General features: G+C 64.9%; 16 protein-coding genes. 11 read left to right on the top strand and 5 right to left on the bottom strand.

What is annotated here, in order from left to right:
• Positions 1–10 precede the first annotated feature (10 nt).
• Together J2Y63_RS34525 and J2Y63_RS34520 are read right to left on the bottom strand one after the other, a co-directional pair.
• Positions 11–709, bottom strand: a complete 699-nt coding sequence (locus J2Y63_RS34525) for a relaxase/mobilization nuclease domain-containing protein (protein ID WP_435269709.1) — start codon at positions 707–709, stop codon at positions 11–13.
• Entirely contained in the window at positions 693–1,166 is a 474-nt protein-coding gene (locus tag J2Y63_RS34520; protein ID WP_435269708.1) for a hypothetical protein, read from the bottom strand. Before J2Y63_RS34520 ends, J2Y63_RS34525 begins: the two co-directional genes overlap by 17 nt.
• A 243-nt stretch (positions 1,167–1,409) precedes the next feature.
• Between J2Y63_RS34520 and J2Y63_RS34515 the strand changes: the two genes are divergently transcribed.
• Complete coding sequence (locus tag J2Y63_RS34515) at positions 1,410–3,032, top strand: ABC-F family ATP-binding cassette domain-containing protein (RefSeq protein ID WP_435269707.1); 1,623 nt, start codon at positions 1,410–1,412, stop codon at positions 3,030–3,032.
• 55 nt (positions 3,033–3,087) lie between these two features.
• Positions 3,088–3,459, top strand: a complete 372-nt coding sequence (locus tag J2Y63_RS34510; protein ID WP_435269706.1) for a hypothetical protein — start codon at positions 3,088–3,090, stop codon at positions 3,457–3,459.
• A 3-nt stretch (positions 3,460–3,462) separates the two neighbouring features.
• Here the strand turns inward: J2Y63_RS34510 and J2Y63_RS34505 are convergent, their stop codons facing one another.
• Entirely contained in the window at positions 3,463–3,864 is a 402-nt protein-coding gene (locus tag J2Y63_RS34505) for a (R)-mandelonitrile lyase (RefSeq protein ID WP_435269705.1), read from the bottom strand.
• A gap of 98 nt (positions 3,865–3,962) precedes the next feature.
• On the opposite strand from J2Y63_RS34505, the gene J2Y63_RS34500 reads away from it, so the two are divergent.
• Positions 3,963–5,183 carry a TIGR03862 family flavoprotein gene (locus J2Y63_RS34500; RefSeq protein WP_435269704.1) on the top strand — a complete coding sequence of 407 codons (1,221 nt, stop codon included), beginning with the start codon at positions 3,963–3,965 and terminating at the stop codon, positions 5,181–5,183.
• A 3-nt stretch (positions 5,184–5,186) separates the two neighbouring features.
• Here the strand turns inward: J2Y63_RS34500 and J2Y63_RS34495 are convergent, their stop codons facing one another.
• A complete protein-coding gene (locus J2Y63_RS34495) occupies positions 5,187–5,972 on the bottom strand; it encodes an IclR family transcriptional regulator (protein WP_435269703.1) in 786 nt (261 codons plus the stop codon).
• Between the two features lie 229 nt (positions 5,973–6,201).
• On the opposite strand from J2Y63_RS34495, the gene J2Y63_RS34490 reads away from it, so the two are divergent.
• The 8 genes from J2Y63_RS34490 to J2Y63_RS34455 are packed head-to-tail and all read left to right on the top strand — an operon-like array spanning position 6,202 to position 14,321.
• Positions 6,202–7,254: an ABC transporter substrate-binding protein gene (locus J2Y63_RS34490; protein ID WP_435269702.1), complete on the top strand. Its 1,053-nt coding sequence runs from the start codon at positions 6,202–6,204 to the stop codon at positions 7,252–7,254.
• A gap of 37 nt (positions 7,255–7,291) precedes the next feature.
• The gene (locus J2Y63_RS34485) at positions 7,292–8,800 is read left to right on the top strand and encodes a sugar ABC transporter ATP-binding protein (protein WP_435269701.1); all 1,509 of its coding nucleotides are present in this window, start codon (positions 7,292–7,294) and stop codon (positions 8,798–8,800) included.
• On the top strand, positions 8,797–9,762 hold the full coding sequence (locus tag J2Y63_RS34480; RefSeq protein WP_435269700.1) for an ABC transporter permease: 966 nt from the start codon (positions 8,797–8,799) through the stop codon (positions 9,760–9,762). Before J2Y63_RS34485 ends, J2Y63_RS34480 begins: the two co-directional genes overlap by 4 nt.
• Positions 9,759–10,700, top strand: coding sequence for an ABC transporter permease (locus tag J2Y63_RS34475; RefSeq protein ID WP_435269699.1), 942 nt, complete (start codon positions 9,759–9,761; stop codon positions 10,698–10,700). Before J2Y63_RS34480 ends, J2Y63_RS34475 begins: the two co-directional genes overlap by 4 nt.
• Complete coding sequence (locus J2Y63_RS34470) at positions 10,697–11,629, top strand: amidohydrolase family protein (RefSeq protein ID WP_435269698.1); 933 nt, start codon at positions 10,697–10,699, stop codon at positions 11,627–11,629. The genes J2Y63_RS34475 and J2Y63_RS34470 overlap by 4 nt, the downstream gene beginning before the upstream one ends.
• Entirely contained in the window at positions 11,622–12,923 is a 1,302-nt protein-coding gene (locus J2Y63_RS34465; RefSeq protein WP_435269697.1) for an alanine racemase, read from the top strand. The genes J2Y63_RS34470 and J2Y63_RS34465 overlap by 8 nt, the downstream gene beginning before the upstream one ends.
• Positions 12,924–12,950: 27 nt before the next feature.
• Positions 12,951–13,295 (top strand): RidA family protein, encoded by a 345-nt coding sequence (locus J2Y63_RS34460; protein ID WP_256120517.1) that lies wholly within the window; start codon positions 12,951–12,953, stop codon positions 13,293–13,295.
• A 12-nt stretch (positions 13,296–13,307) separates the two neighbouring features.
• Positions 13,308–14,321 (top strand): succinylglutamate desuccinylase/aspartoacylase family protein, encoded by a 1,014-nt coding sequence (locus J2Y63_RS34455; protein ID WP_435269696.1) that lies wholly within the window; start codon positions 13,308–13,310, stop codon positions 14,319–14,321.
• On the opposite strand, the gene J2Y63_RS34450 is transcribed toward J2Y63_RS34455, so the two are convergent.
• Complete coding sequence (locus J2Y63_RS34450) at positions 14,311–15,498, bottom strand: hypothetical protein (protein WP_435269695.1); 1,188 nt, start codon at positions 15,496–15,498, stop codon at positions 14,311–14,313. The genes J2Y63_RS34455 and J2Y63_RS34450 overlap by 11 nt on opposite strands.
• Positions 15,499–15,935 lie beyond the last annotated feature (437 nt).

Here is a 15,935-nt window from a genome sequence, read left to right as displayed (position 1 = left end):
ATGAAAATGGCTATGGAAAAACAGGCCGCATAAGGTCAGATTGAAAACCCAAGACTCTCCTGAAAATTGGAGGGACGATGGGTCTCAGGTCAGCGCGTTCCTCCGAGGCCTGCCTCAATGCATCTTTCGTCTCGGAAATCGCCCAGGCATCCTGAATGGCTGTTTTGATGGCGCGGGGGTCCTGGCTGCTGCGCTTCGCCTGCTGCCATTGCGCCAGCGTGAAATTGCGTGGGTCGCTGGCGGTGCTTTGCGCCAGCCCGCGCGGCATTTTCCAGCGGTGTTCGATATAGAGTTCCCGCGCGATCCGCATCAGCTTCTTGTGCGTGAATGAAAGCTGCACGGCTTTCATATCGTCCGCCCGGATACGGGACCAGACGCAATGCGCGTGTCTGCCGCGCGCGCCCTTTTCGTGAAAGACAATAGCACGGGGCTGGCCCGTTAGGCCCAGCTCGGTTTCGATGCGGGCAATCGCCGCCTCGAAATCCTCCGTCCGTACATTCGCCATCGCGGGCGGATTGAGCGACAGTGAAAACAGATACTGCTTGCATCGTGTTCCCCGGCTGACCGTATAGGCTTCGTTGAACGCGCCGCGCAGGTCGCGCGCAACGAAGCCGCGAAGCTCGTGGATTTCCACATGGTCGTTTTCGTCCTTGAGCAGATGCAAGGCAAGCTCCTTGGCCCCACCGCGTTGATTACCGACCAGTATCATCCTCGAATCCCCTTTGAATGTTGAGGGCATCCATCAGCGCGGCGCGCATGGCGCGGATATGGGCGCACACCGCATGAAGCTCCTGAACCAATTCAGGACCGACAGGCAGCGCTCCCATGACCGCCGCTACCGCTAGCTCATCGAGCCGCCGGGATAGTTCCGAGCGGCCAAGCATAGCCAGCACTTTCGCGACTTCGATCTGATTCACCGCCGGGCTACGCTGCCTGCGCGAGGGCTTTCCGCCGCGTCTTGGCGAAACGGCTTCACCCAACAGCGTCCGCCGAATATGCGCGGCCAGAGACAGTTTTCCGGCCTCACGGGACAGCGACGCCCGTTCCTCGTCGCTCAAGCGGAAGGTGAAGGACCGCGCCGCTTTCGAGGAGCGGGCGCGCTTTCCTTTGGCCGTTGCCCGTCCGAACTCGCTTTTGACGCCTTCGACTGCTTTCCCTGTACTCATGGCGACGGCCCCCGGCGTTTCGGTCCAGGGGGAGGCGGCCGCAAGTCGCGGGAATGCTGGAGATTCTCAGGCTTTAGAAGGGTGTTCCATTCTTCGAGGGTTAGGAAAATGGCGTTCGATGTTGCTACATCTATGTCCGCCATATCTTCCCGCCATCACTGCATGAATTTGCCGGCTTGCCGCATGGACTTTGTGCACTGCGTCATGGCATAGGGCGCGGGACACGACGAGGCCCGTTTTTTCATGATACGCATCGAGAATATCAGCAAGTCCAACAGCCACCGCATCCTGTTCATCGAGGCCTCCGCCGCGCTGAACCGGGGGGAGAAGATCGGGCTTGTGGGGCCGAACGGGGCTGGCAAGACGACGCTGTTCCGGATGATCACCGCGCAGGAAGCTCCGGATGAGGGGCAGGTTTCGGTCGAGAAGAATGTTTCCATTGGTTATTTCAGCCAGGATGTCGGCGAGATGGCGGGGCGGAGCGCCGTTACCGAAGTGATGGACGGGGCGGGGCCGGTGAGCACGGTCTCGGCGGAGCTGCACGAACTTGAAGCGGCGATGGTCGATCCGGACCGGCTCGACGAGATGGATACGATCATCGAGCGCTACGGCGAGGTGCAGGCGCGTTATGAGGAGCTCGACGGCTATGGGCTGGAGAGCCGGGCGCGCGAGGTTCTGGCGGGGCTGAGCTTCAGCGAGGAGATGATGGACGGCGACGTCGGCAAGCTTTCCGGCGGCTGGAAGATGCGCGTGGCGCTCGCCCGCATTCTCCTGATGCGGCCGGATGTGATGCTGCTCGACGAGCCGAGCAACCATCTCGATCTCGAAAGCCTGATCTGGCTGGAGCAGTTTTTGAAAGGGTATGACGGCGCGCTCTTGATGACCTCGCACGACCGCGAGTTCATGAATCGCATCGTCACGAAAATCATCGAGATCGATGCCGGGTCGCTGACGACCTATTCGGGCGACTACGGTTTCTACGAGCAGCAGCGCGCGCAGAACGAGAAGCAGCAGCAGGCGCAGTTCGAGCGCCAGCAGGCGATGCTCGCCAAGGAGATCAAGTTCATCGAGCGCTTCAAGGCGCGCGCCTCGCATGCGGCGCAGGTGCAGAGCCGGGTGAAGAAGCTCGACAAGATCGAGCGTGTCGAGCCGCCGCGCCGCCGCCAGACGGTGATGTTCGAATTCCAGCCGGCGCCGCGCTCGGGCGAGGACGTGGTCAACCTCAAGAACGTGCACAAGGCCTATGGCAGCCGTTCGATCTATCAGGATTTCAGTTTCCTCATCCGTCGCCGCGAGCGCTGGTGCGTGATGGGCGTCAATGGTGCGGGCAAGTCGACGTTGCTGAAGCTCGTCGCAGGGGCCGCGACGCCGGACGAGGGCAGTGTGACGATTGGTGCCAGTGTCAAGGTCGGCTATTTTGCACAGCATGCGATGGATCTGCTCGACGGCGAGATGACGGTGTTCGAGTGGCTGGAGAACGAGTTTCCGCGCGCGGGGCAGGGGCCGCTGCGCACGCTGGCCGGCTGCTTCGGCTTTTCCGGCGATGATGTCGAAAAGCGGTGCCGGGTGCTCTCCGGCGGCGAGAAGGCGCGGCTGGTGATGGCGGCGATGCTGTTCGATCCGCCGAACTTCTTGATCCTCGACGAGCCGACGAACCATCTCGATCTCGACACCAAGGAAATTCTGATCAAGGCGCTGGGGGAGTACGAGGGCACCATGCTCTTCGTTTCGCACGACCGCCATTTCCTCGGCGCCTTGTCGAACCGTGTGCTCGAATTGAACGGTGACGACGTGCATCAATATCCGGGCGGCTACGTCGAATATGTCGCCCAGACCGGCCATGAGGCACCGGGCGTTCCGGGCTGACGCTTGCGGCCATTTGCGCTATGAATCCGGGCGGGCAGCCTGACCGGAAGCGCGAATGCAGCGAGAGAATCGCGTGCATGAGGGCGCCATGCGCAGCGGGCAGCGCCACGGGCTCGACTATACGCCGCTCTTCAAATTCCTGCTTTCCCGCGTCGGTGAGGAGTGGGATGGTGTGCATGCCGAGGCAGTGGCGCGGCTCGACAAAGTGGAGCCGATTTCCTGGATGGTGGCGCGCTCGGAGGCGGAGAAAAAGTCCTTCGTGCGGATCGGCGAGAGTTCCTATTACAGCGGGCTCTTCGTCGATGCCGAAAACCGGCTGCTGCTGGTCGATCCGGATTTGCGCGTCGAGCATATGGAGCCGCGCTGTGCCTGCTGCACGCACACGTTCAACGGCGTGCCCTTCACGCGGAAATACGTGGCGCCCTGACCGTCAGGCCGTGCCGCGGTATTGCTCGTCCGTCACCTGTTCCAGCCAGGTCACCGGCGAACCGTTTTCCGATTCGGCGATGGCGACATGGGTCATCGCGGTCCTGTCGCTGGCGCCGTGCCAGTGTTTTTCGCCGGGCGGGAACCAGACGACGTCGCCGGGACGGATTTCCTCGATCGGCCCGCCCTCGCGCTGCGCCCAGCCGAGGCCGGCGGTGACGATGACCATCTGGCCGAGCGGATGCGTGTGCCAGGCGGTGCGCGCTCCCGGCTCGAAGGTGACGATCGCGCCGCCGGCGCGTCCAGGGGCTTCCGCCTTGAAGGGCGTGTCGAGGCGCACCTTGCCGGTGAAATAATCCGCCGGGCCGGGCGTCGAGGGGCTGGTGCCGTTGCGCTTGATGTCCATGTCCGTCTCCTTCACGTCTCTCAGCGACCATACACGGCTGGCGGAGCCGCCGCAGACGATTTATGAGGACGGCCAGGGTTTTCAAGACGGGACATGGAATGGACAAGCGGCGCATCGGGATCGTCGGCGGCGGGCCGGCCGGGCTGATGGCGGCAGAAATGCTGTCGGCGCGCGGCTACGCGGTGACGGTGCTGGAGGCCATGCCGACGATCGGGCGCAAATTTTTGCTGGCCGGCAAGTCGGGCCTCAACCTCACCCATTCGGAAGCCTATGCGCGCTTTGTCACCCGTTTTGGCGCGGCGAACGAGTATCTGCGCGCGGCGCTCGGTGCTTTCACGCCGGAGGATTTGCGGGCCTGGGCGCTCGGGCTCGGCACGGAGACCTTCGTCGGCACGTCCGGCCGGGTGTTTCCGATCGTCATGAAGGCGTCGCCGCTGCTGCGCGCTTGGCGGGCGCGGCTGGAACAGCAGGGCGTCGATATCCGCGTGCGTCACCGCTGGCGCGGTTTTTCGCCGGAGGGGCTTCTGGTCGAGACGCCGGAAGGCATGACGACGATGGAATTCGATGCGGTGCTCTTGGCGCTCGGCGGGGCGAGCTGGCCGCGGCTTGGGTCAAACGCCGCCTGGGTCGATACGCTTGCGGACAGGGGCGTCGCGATCGCGCCCTTGCGTCCCGCCAATTGCGGTTTCGACGTGGATTGGTCGGCGTTTTTCGTCGAAAGATTTGCCGGGGCGCCGGTCAAGGGTGTCACGGCCCATTCGGCGGCGGGCACCGTTCCCGGCGAGTTCGTCGTGTCGAACATGGGCGTGGAGGGCAGCCTGATCTATGCCCATGCTGCCGCCTTGCGCGATGCGCTGGAGCAGAGCGGGACGGCGACGCTCATGCTCGATCTGGCGCCGGGACGGACCGTCGAGCGCCTTGCCGGTGATCTTGCACGCCAAGGCAATAAGGCGAGTTTTTCCAGCCGGCTGCGCAAGGGGTCAGGGCTCGACGGCGTCAAGGCGGCACTGCTGCGCGAATGTTTCCCCGATGTTTCCGCCATGACGCCGGAGGCGCTGGCAGCCGCGATCAAGGCCCTGCCGATCCGCCTCGTGCGGCCACGGCCGATTGCCGAAGCGATTTCGTCGGCCGGTGGTATCCGCTTCGATGCGATCGACGTGACCTATATGCTGAAGGCGCTGCCGGGCGTCTTCGTCGCGGGCGAGATGCTCGACTGGGAGGCGCCGACTGGCGGTTACCTGCTCACGGCCTGTTTTGCCACCGGACGCGCCGCGGCTTTTGGAATCGATAGCTGGCTATCCAGCCAATCCGAGACTTGAGCCTCAACCCCTCTTCGGGCGTGTCGGCGCGTGGTTGAGGCTGGCTGCTGCCTCCTTCAGGCGGGCGAGATAGCGGTCGCGGTTGGCCAGCCCGTCGTCACGCGGCGTGACGAGGCAGAGCGTTGCGGCTGCGTGGCCCTCCTCATCCATCACAGGCACGGCGAAACAGTGGGTAAAGCTGTCGACGATGCTGTTGAAGGTGAAAAAGCCTTCGCGCTCGGCTTGGCGCACTTCGGCGAGGAAGTGCTGGGGATCAAGCCATTCGCCGCTTGGCAGGCGGAAATCCTGCGGCGGGATGAAATTGAGGATGTCCTCATCCGTCCGATGCGCGACGAGCAGGCGGCCCGACGCCGTCCACGGGATCGGCACGGACTGGCCGATATCCGTCGAGATGCGGAACGGCCGGGCGCCCTCGCGCATGCGCACCACCGTGTATTTGTTGCCGTCCAGCATGCAGAACTGCGCCGTCTCGCGCGTCTCGTCGGCCAGCCGCTCGAGCACCGCCTCGCATTCGCGGGTGAAGTCGAAGTGGTTCTCGTAGGCCGCACCCAGGAAATAGAGTTTTCGCCCGAGATAAACGCGGCCCTCGCCGCCGGTGAATTCGAGAATGCCGTTGCGCAGCAGCAGGTTCACAAGCTCGTAGACCGATGAGCGCGGTGCGCCGATCTGCGCGGCGATCTCGTTCGGCTTCAGCGCCTGGCGCTTCTGGCGCAGGAAATCGAGGATCTCGAAGGCGCGGTCGAGACCGCGGGCGCGCTTGCCGGCTGCTTCATCCAGAACTGCATCCATTCCCGTCGGTCCCTGCCTTTTCGTGCCGTCCACGCTTCTCACGCCGCCCGTGACGTCTGTCAATCCGCACTGCTGCGGTCCCGCAGCGCGAAATTTCCAGACCCCTCTTGCGAGGCGGAAAAAACGGCATAAGATCGCGTCGTCCAGTATTTAGATCATATGTACGGTATATTGGACATAGACGGATGGCAAGCCCGTTCCTGCTGCCGCACAAAAAAGGGGATCGACAATGAACAATCTTGAGAACAGCCGCCGCCTCCTCGCGGGCGCTGCCGCCGCCACGGCGCTCCTTGTGTTTTCCGCCGGCACCGCGTCCGCCGCCGCCAATTGCGTCAAGGGTGACCGCAAAGCGCCCTATACGGTCGGCTGGGCGAACATCTACTCTGTGCCGACCTGGATGAAGCAGACGGAAGGCACGATTTCGGCCGAAGTGGAGGAACTGAAGAAGGCCGGCCTCGTGAAGGACCTGATGATCACGGACGCGCAGGGCAATGCGCAGACGCAGATCCAGCATATCCAGTCGATGATCGACGCCAATGTCGATGCCATCGTGGTCATCGCCGGCTCTTCCAACGCGCTCGACCGCGTGATTTCGGATGCCTGCGACAAGGGCATCGCCGTCGTGAACTTCGACAGCCTCGTCAACACGGACAAGGTGACGGCGAAGATCAACACCGATTCCAACGAATGGGGCGCCACCGCCGCCAAATGGATGGTCGAGCAGCTCGGCGGCAAGGGCAAGATCATCATCATGAACGGCCCCGCCGGCATTTCCGTCAGCGACGATCGCCGCAAGGGCGCGCAGCCGGTGCTCGATGCCAATCCGGGCCTGGAAGTCATCACCGAGACGAACACGGAATACAACGTCGCCCCCGCGCAGGAAGCAATGACCAGCCTGCTGTTTGCCAATCCGGAAATCGACGGCGTGCTGTCGCTCGGCGGCGCGCTTTCGGCCGGCTCCGTCATGGCTTTCGATCGCCAGGGCCGCGAACAGGTGCCGACGAGCGGCGAGAACGCCCGCCAGTTCCTGGAACTCTGGAAGGAAAAGGGCCTGAAAGGCTGGGCGACCATGCAGCCGAACTGGCTTGGCGCGCTCTCGGTCTATACCGCTGTGCAGGCGCTGGAAGGCAAGGACGTGCCCGCCTTCATCAAGGTTCCGCTACCGGTTATCGATGACAGCACGATCGACGGCTACCTCGCCCGCGCAGCCGATTTCCCGGCCGACGGTTATATCTACTCGGATTACGACAAGGCGCTGTTCGACAAGCTGCTGGCCCAATAATCAATCGGGTAGAGTAATTCGCGTGAAGGATGCCGTGATGACGGAGCAAAAACCCCTGCTGGAAGCCCGGCAGGTGTTCAAGGGATTTTTTGGCAATCCCGTTCTGAAGGGCGTCGATATCGCCCTTCATCCCGGCAGGGTGCATGCCCTGCTGGGCGAGAACGGTGCCGGAAAATCCACGCTGATCAACCTGCTTTCCGGCGCCCTCCAACCGGATAGCGGCACGATTTCCGTCGATGGCAAGCCGGTCGGGCGCTTCAGCCCGGCCGGCGCGCGCGCGGCCGGCATCGCCGTGGTGCAGCAGGAGCTGAGCCTGACGGCGGACCTGTCGATCGCCGAAAATATCGGCCTTGGCGCCTTCCCGCGCCGGTTCGGCCTCATCAATTACCGGGCGCTTCACCGCGGCGTGCGGGAGGTCTGCGACATGGTGGGCCTCACCGAGCCGCTCGACATGCCGGTGGCGGACCTGGCGCTCGGCCGCCGCCAGATGGTGGAGATCGCCAAGGCGCTGTTCCGCAAACCCCGCGTGCTCATCCTCGACGAGCCGACCTCCTCGCTCTCCGCCCACGAGGCCGGCATTCTCGCCCGGCTGATCGGGACGTTGCGCGATCGCGGCACGGCCCTTCTCTATATTTCCCACCGCCTCAACGAGGTGCAGGCGCTCTGCTCCCATGTCACGGTGCTGAAGGATGGCGGCGTCACCGCCGACCAGTCGCTCGCCGGCATCGACGGCGAGGGGCTGGTGCGCCTGATGGTCGGCCGCGAGACCGGCGGCCTCTTCCCGCCACGCCCGGCCGCCAATCCTGGTGCGACGCGCATAAGCGTGGAGAATTTTTCGGCGGGCCTGGTGCGGGATATCGGCTTTTCCGCCCGCGCCGGCGAGATCGTCGGCATTGGCGGGCTTGTCGGGCAGGGGCAGGAAGACCTGCTGCTCGGTCTCTACGGCGCCATTCCCGCCAAGGCTTCCAAGGCCGAAGTGTCCGGCAAAGCCGCGCTGCCCGCTCATGTCGGCGAGGCGAATGCTTCGGGCATCGTCTATGTGCCGGCCGACCGCAAGCATGAGGGGCTGGTGCTGCCCCATTCCATCGCTTCCAACCTCATCCTCCCTTCGCTCGGCCGGCTTGCCCGCAACGGTTTTCGCGACGGGTCGGCGGAAAGTGGGCTGATCGCCGATCTCGCGAGCCGGCTGAGCATCAAGGGCGATGTCGCCCGCCCGGTACAGGCGCTTTCCGGCGGCAACCAGCAGAAGGTGGCGCTCGCCAAATGGCTGCCGCTCGATCCGTCCGTCCTGCTGCTCAACGACCCGACGCGCGGCGTCGACATCGAGACCAAGCGGGAAATCTACCTGATGCTGCGCGCCTTCGCCGCCGAAGGCCGGCTCGTCATCCTTGCCAGTTCCGATACGCCGGAGCTCGTGCATCTCTGCGACCGCGTCGTGGTGCTGCGCGAAGGCCGCGTTGCCGCAAGCCTTTCGGGTGACGCGATCAGCGAAGAGGCGATCGTCGGCGCGGCCATGGGCATCAACACGCAGGGAGCCGCCGCATGAGCGCTGTTTCATCCTCCGGTTGGCTCTACGGCGCCATCCAGCGCCGGCGCAATCGCAGCCTCGGCGGCCTCTATCTGGTCGTCGCCGCTTTCCTCATTCTCTATGCGGTGCTCTTCCCGGGCATTCTTTCGGTCGGCGGCTTTTCCAAGTTCACGCAGAACTGGTTCCCGCTGGCGCTCGTCACCATGGCGCAGGCGTTGCTCATGCTGAACGGCGGCATCACGCTGGCGATCGGGCCACTGGTCAGTCTCGGCGCGGTGATCGCCGCAACCACGATGGGAACTGCGCTCGGCGTGCCCGGCGGCATTCTCGCCGTCGCTTTCGCGGGTCTCGTGATCGGCGCTGTTACCGGCGCCATCGTCGCCCATCTCCGGCTGCCGGCGATCATCGTCACGCTCGCCGGTTCCTTCATCATCACCGGCGTCGCGCTCATCCTGCTGCCGCGTCCCGGCGGCTTCATTCCGGATTGGCTGTCGACCACGCTTGCCGGCCACACGCCCGTCGCCTTCCTGCTGCTCGTCGTCATCGTGCTCGCCTGGAAGGCGTTTCTCGCGACACCGCTCGGCCTCGGCATATACGCGGCCGGCGATAACCCGATTGGCGCGTTTCGTTCCGGCGTGCCGGTCGAGCGGGTGAAGATCGTCGCCTTCGCCCTGTCCGGCCTTCTGGCGGCCCTTGCCGGCCTCTTCGTGGCGGCGCAGACGGGGTCGGGCGATCCGGTCATCGGCACGCCCTTCACGCTGAATTCCATTGCCGCGGCCGTACTCGGTGGCGTCGGCTTTCTCGGCGGCAAGGGCACGATGCGCGGCGCGATCTGCGGCAGCCTGCTGCTCTCGGTGATGATCAACGTGATGTTCTTCCTCGGCTTCCCGCCTGTCGCGCAATATATCGCGCAGGGCCTGATCATCGTCGGCGCCGTCGCGGTGCCGGAGCTTCTTGCAAAGGGGAGGGCGACGCGATGAACGCCGTGAAATCCCTGTTCCGCAATCCGCCGCTGCTGACCTTCCTGCTGGTGGCGCTCGTCTGGCTCGTTGCAAGCTTGACGCTGCGCGGTTTCGGCGCCTATGGCCATCTGCGCTACCTGCTGGAGCTTGCCGCCGTCATCGGTATCGCGGCCGCCGGGCAGACGCTCGTCATCCTGATGGGCGGCATCGATCTCTCGGTGGGCGCCGTTATCACCGTCACGGCGATCCTGCTGCCGCTGATCTCGCCCGCCTGGGATCCGACGGGCCTCGTCGGCATCGTGCTGGCGCTGTCGATTGCCACCGGCATCGGCTTCCTCAACGGCGCGGGTGCGGCCTATCTCCGCGTGCCGCCGATCATCATGACGCTCGCCATGGCGACGTTCCTTCAGGGCCTGCTCGTCATCGTCGCCGGCGGCAGCGCCGTCACTGTCAGCAATCCGGCCGTTATCCTGCTCGGTCAAGCCCGGCCGCTCGGCATCCCGGCCGGTGTCATCCTGTGGCTGGTGGTCTCGGCCGTCGTGCTGCTGCTCATCCACCGCATGCCGATCGGTGCGCGTTTCCTGGCGCTCGGGGCCAATCCGCTGGCCGCCCGGCTTTCCGGCGTCAGCGTCACGCGCAACACGCTGATCCTCTATGCTTTGTCCGGCTTCTTTGCAGGGCTTGCCGGCATTCTCGTGCTCGGCATGAATCGCCAAGGCTATGTCGGCATCGGCGATCCCTATCTGCTGACGTCGATTGCCGCCGTCGTGCTCGGCGGCACCTCCATCCTCGGTGGGCGCGGCACCTATGCCGGCACCATTCCGGGCGCGATCCTGCTCGTCACAACGACGGCGCTCATCACCGTCGTCAACGCCTCGCCCGGCTGGCGGTCGATCATGTTCGGTACGTTGATCCTGGCGCTCCTGCTCATCTCGGGCCGCGAGGCGCGACGATGACGGCACGCTATGACGGCCCGGTGATCGACCCGCATCACCACCTCTGGGACCTTTCGCTGAAGCGCCATCCGTGGCTCGAAAAGGCGGAAGCCACCGGCGACCTCGCGCCGATCCTGCGCAATTATGGCATCGAAGATTACCGCGCCGATGCGGCTCGCCAGAATGTCGTCGCCACCGTGCATGTGGAAGCCGGCTGGTCGGATGCACATCCGATGGAGGAAAGCCGCTGGCTCGATGGCCTCGACCGCAGCACCGGCATTGCCCATCGATACGTCGCCCGTGTTCCCCTCGATGGCCCGGATGCGATACGCCTGCTGGAGACCGAAGCGGCAAATCCCAACGTCGTCGGCATCCGTGATATCGTCAGCTGGCATACGGACCCGGCAAGAAGCTTTGCACCGCGCGCCCACCGCATGGCCGATCCCGCCTGGCGGGCGGGCTTTGCCCATCTCTCCCGCCTCGGCCTCGTGTTCGACCTGATGCCTTTTCCCTGGCAGATGGACGAGGCGCTCGACCTCGTGCGCGCCTTTCCGGAAACGCCTTTCGTGCTCAACCATTGTGGCAGCCCGATCGATCGCACGGATGAGGGCATGGCGCTTTGGCGCAATGGCCTGCGGGCGCTCGGCCGGGAAGCGAATGTGCGGCTGAAAATCTCCGATCTCGTGGCCTATGACAATGATTGGACGCTCGAAAGCCTGCGCCCGGTGATCGACCATTGCCTCGATTGTTTCGGCCCGGCACGCGCGATGTTCGCCAGCGATTTCCCGGTCGCCGGGCTGCATGCCTCCTTCGACGAGGTCTACGACGTCTTCCGGACGGTGGCCGCTTCCCTTTCGCTTGCGGAGCAGCGCGCATTGTTCTTCGCGACCGCCAACGACACCTACCGCCTCGGAATTGCCGAGGCGGTCAGAGGAGAAATGCATGTCTGACCTCCAAACGACCGGTCCCTTGATCGATGACCGCATCCGCGGTTTTCCGCCGGATCACGCGCCCTTGCCGCTCGATGCGATCGGCGGGCAAGGGTGGAAACCCTATGACGGGATGATGGCGCTGCCGTTGATCTCGCTCGACCGGCAGGCTTTTGCGAAAAACGTCACGCTGATGATGGCCTATGTGAAGGACCACGCCGTCGAGATCGCGCCGCATGCCAAGACGCCGATGTCGGTGGGTGTTTCCGATGCTCTCATCGCCGCCGGCGCTTGGGGCACGACGGTTGCCGATATCCGCCAGGCTGCCGTGCTGCTGAAGGCGGGCCAGCGCCGGCTGATCCTTGCCAACGAGATCGGCGGCATTGGCGCCGCGCGCCGGCTGGCATCCCTGCTTGCCGGCTATCCCGATGCGGAGCTGCACATCTTCGTCGATTCCGTTGCCCTCGTTGAAGCCTTGCGGGCGGCCTGGCAGGAACGGCAGGACCTGCCGCCGCTCGGGCTGCTGGTGGAACTCGGCGCCGGTCGTGCTGGTGCGCGCAGCCTTGAGGCGGCGGGCGTTGTCCTCGACGCGATCCTCACGGCCGAGACCGCGCGCTTCGGTCTTAGCGGCATCGCCGCCTATGAAGGCGCTGCCGCCACGGCGGATGCGGCGGAAACCCTGCGCCGGATCGATGCGCTGATGGCGATGACGGCGGCCTTCCTGCCGCAGGTCCGTGCCCGCATTGGCGTGGAACGCCCGCTTCTGCTGACGGCCGGTGGCTCCGTCTTTTTTGACCGGGTGGTCGCCGGGCTTTCTGCTGCCGTCGCGGCCGATCCCGCCTGCCGTCTGGTGCTGCGCAGCGGGGCGATCTTCTTTCACGATCACGGCGTCTATGAACGTGGCCTCACCGGCCTCGATGATCGCGGCGGTTTCCGCGTCGGCGGGGAAACGATCTCGGCCGCGCAGGGCTTTCAGCCGGCGCTGCGGGTCTGGGCCGAAATCCTGTCCCTGCCTGAGCCGGGGCTGGCGATCTGCGGCATGGGGCTTCGCGATGCCGCGATCGACCAGGGCCTGCCGCGGCCGCTTGCGCTCTATCGCGAGGGGGTGCGGCTTGGCGATTTCACCGGTGCGGAGGTGCTGCGCCTCAACGACCAGCACGCGTTCGTCCAGCTTCCCGACGATGAGGTCCGTGTCGGCGACGTGGTCGAATTCGGCATTTCGCATCCCTGCACCTGCCTCGACCGGCACGCCATTCTCTACGGCCTCGATCCCGACCACACGGTCACGACGGCCTATCTCACCAGCTTCGGCTGATCTTCCCAAGCAGAAAGGAATTCCCCCATGATCCAACGCTACCAGAAGGGCTCGCGCATGAGCCAGGCCGTCAGCTTCGGTGGGCTCGTCTATATTGCCGGCCAGGTTGCGGAAGACCGCAAGGCCGGCATCGAGGGCCAGACGGGCGACGTGCTCGGTAAGATCGACGCCCTCCTGAAGGAAGCCGGTACGGATCGCTCGAAGCTGCTCGCGGTCAACGTCTTCCTGCCGGCGATCGTCGATTTCGAGGCGATGAACGGCGTGTATGATGCCTGGATCGACCCGGAAAACCCGCCGGCGCGGGCCTGTGTCGAGGCGCGGCTGGCCGACCCGGACCTGCGCGTCGAGATGACCGCCGTCGCGGCCCTTTGACTGGAGACGTAAATGCACAGCGGCATCGTCAACCCGATCGATTTTGCGCAGGATGGCCGGCAGGCGGGGCATCTCGCCATTCCCTATTCGGTCGACCGTTCGCCCTATTATCAGATCCGCATCCCGATCCTGCGCCTGAAGAACGGCGCAGGGCCGAGCCTGCTGCTGACGGCGGGCAACCATGGCGACGAGTATGAGGGCGAACTCCAGCTCGGGCGGCTGATGCGTTTGCTCGATGTCGACAAGATCCGCGGTGCGATCACCATTTTGCCGATGGCCAACCTGCCGGCGGTGATGGCGGCGAAGCGCTGCTCGCCTTTCGATGGCGGCAATCTCAATCGCGCTTTTCCCGGCGATCCGGCCGGCACGCCGACGGCACGGATGGCGCATTTCCTCGAACACACGCTTTTCCCGGCGCATGACGTGGTGCTCGACCTGCATTCGGGCGGCACGTCCATGGCGCACCTGCCCTGCACGCTGATCGAGCGGCAGACGGATGCCGCCCGCTTCGAGCGCTCGGTTTCGCTGATGCGGGCCATGGGGGCCTCGCACGCCTTCATCGCCGATAACGGGCCGACGGCGCCGACCTCGATGGGTGCTGCCGGCCGGGCCGGCACGATCGGTCTTTCCGGCGAATTCGGCGGCGGCGGCACGGTGACGCCGGAGACGATGGCCTTCACGGCTGATGCGCTCGACCGGCTGCTGGTTGCTCTCGGCCTTGTCGAAGCGCCGGTTCTGTCGCGGGCTCCATTGCCGGCGCCGCAGGCGTTGCAACTGCTTTCGCTTTCCCGCCACAGCCAGGGCATCTATGCGAGCCGTCGCGGCTGGTTCGAGCCGGCGGTGGCGCTGGGGGCCGCGGTTTCGGCGGGCGATCTTGCCGGCTGGTATCACGATCTCGAACGGCTGGAGCAGGCTGAAGAGGCGCTGCATTTTGCCGAAGGCGGCATCGTCATTTCCCATCGCCTGCATTGCGACAGCCAAGCCGGCGATTGCCTGATCCAGGTCGCCGAGCCGATCACCGGCTGATCGCGTCGACGGCCTCCTTGACCCAATCGAGACGTTTGGCCGGGATGAGCCCGTAATTGTAGAAATTCACGCCGTCGGCGCCCGCGTCGACAGCGGCCTTGGCGCGTGCGGCGAGGATCGCCGGTTCGCCGACCTCGGGATAGAAGACGCGCAGGCCGAGGCCCAGGAATTTATCCGCACCAAGGGCGGCCCGGCCGGTGCGGATGACCTCGCCGACGGCCTCGGGTGTCATGTCGTAGCAGCAGAGGATCGTGCCGTCGCAGAGCTTGCCCACGGCTTCTAGATCGACGCCGCCGAGCCAGCCGTCCTTGAGGTCGATCAGCACGATGCGGGTCGCGGGGTTTGCGGCCGCCTTGATCTCGCCGATCAGGCTCGTCACCGGCTCGCTGCGCCAGGCGAGGAAGGCGTGCAGCTCCGGGTGAGCTCGGAAGGCGTCGATGCCGGCTTCGGGGAAATCCGGGAATTGTTTCTCCGGAACGGCGCGCTCGCAGAGTTCGGCGATGAAGCGGGCGACCGTGCTGCGGGCGCCTTCCACCGGTACGCCCGCCTTTTCGGCGCGTGCGGTGCAATGGTCGCAGAAGCAGAGCGACAGCAGGAAATCATCCTCGGCATTGAGGCCGACGCCGTCCTTTTCATGATGATATTCGTGCGCGAAGCCCATGAAGTTCGGGCTTTCCAGCTCCAGCATGTCGGGTTTGTAATTGGTGGTGATGTCGCGCACGAGGGTGGCGACATAGTCGCGTGCGGCGGGGCTCGACGGGCAGAGATTGTAATAGTTGGCATTGCCGAAGGCGTTTCGGGTGACGTGGTCCGGGTGCAGCATGCCGAGGCGGCTGTTGTGCAGGCAGACTGTCCAGCACGAGACCTTCAGGCCGGTTTTCTCGCGCGCCGTCGTCAGCGCCGCCAGCATATCGCCGCGTTCGGCGACGTTTTGCGCCATCAGCGGGCGGATGGTCTTGCCCTTCCAGAGCGTTTCGTCCGGGCGGAAATAGACCGTGCCGTCCTCCGGGAAATAGGCCTTTTGCGCCGGGCTGCGCGGCTGAAGGAAGCGGCCGGCGTGGTAGGAGGTCGCAAGGCTCACCGTGTTGAGGCCGGCGCGGCCGGAAAGCTCGGCGGCAAACGCCTCGAGCCCCTGGTCCTGGATGTCCCAGGGGTAGGTCCACATGGAAAGATGCATGGCGGGCTCCTGTCGAATCTGTCCATTTTATAGAACATGTGTCCATAATAGTGTCCAGACGGATTTTCGGCGGCCTTGCATTGCTGAAAGAACCGGCGGGTCAAACCCCTCATGACGGAGCCTTTCCCCGCGTCGCAAACAGGCGAGGGCCGGCCTCTTGGCATTTTCGACGCATTGGATGTCGCGAACCGGAGGGATTCCTTGCAAGAGGCGGCGTAGCTTCTCGTCATTGCAGGGGCTTGCGCTGGCGCGAGCGGCCTGAAATATGCGCCATGCCGCTTGTGCGGCCGCATGAGAAGGGGATCGCCGATGCTTGCCCCAGCATCGGCCGAACGCGAGATGGAACCGATGAAGAGCCATGTGCTGACCGTATCCTGCCAATCGACCCGCGGCATCGTCGCCGCGATCACCGGCTACCTCGCCGAGAAGGGGTGTTA

The sequence above is a fragment of the Shinella sp. BE166 genome, from assembly GCF_051201095.1.
GTDB classification, from domain to species: domain Bacteria; phylum Pseudomonadota; class Alphaproteobacteria; order Rhizobiales; family Rhizobiaceae; genus Shinella; species Shinella lacus.
This window is presented reverse-complemented; position numbering and strand designations above follow the sequence as displayed.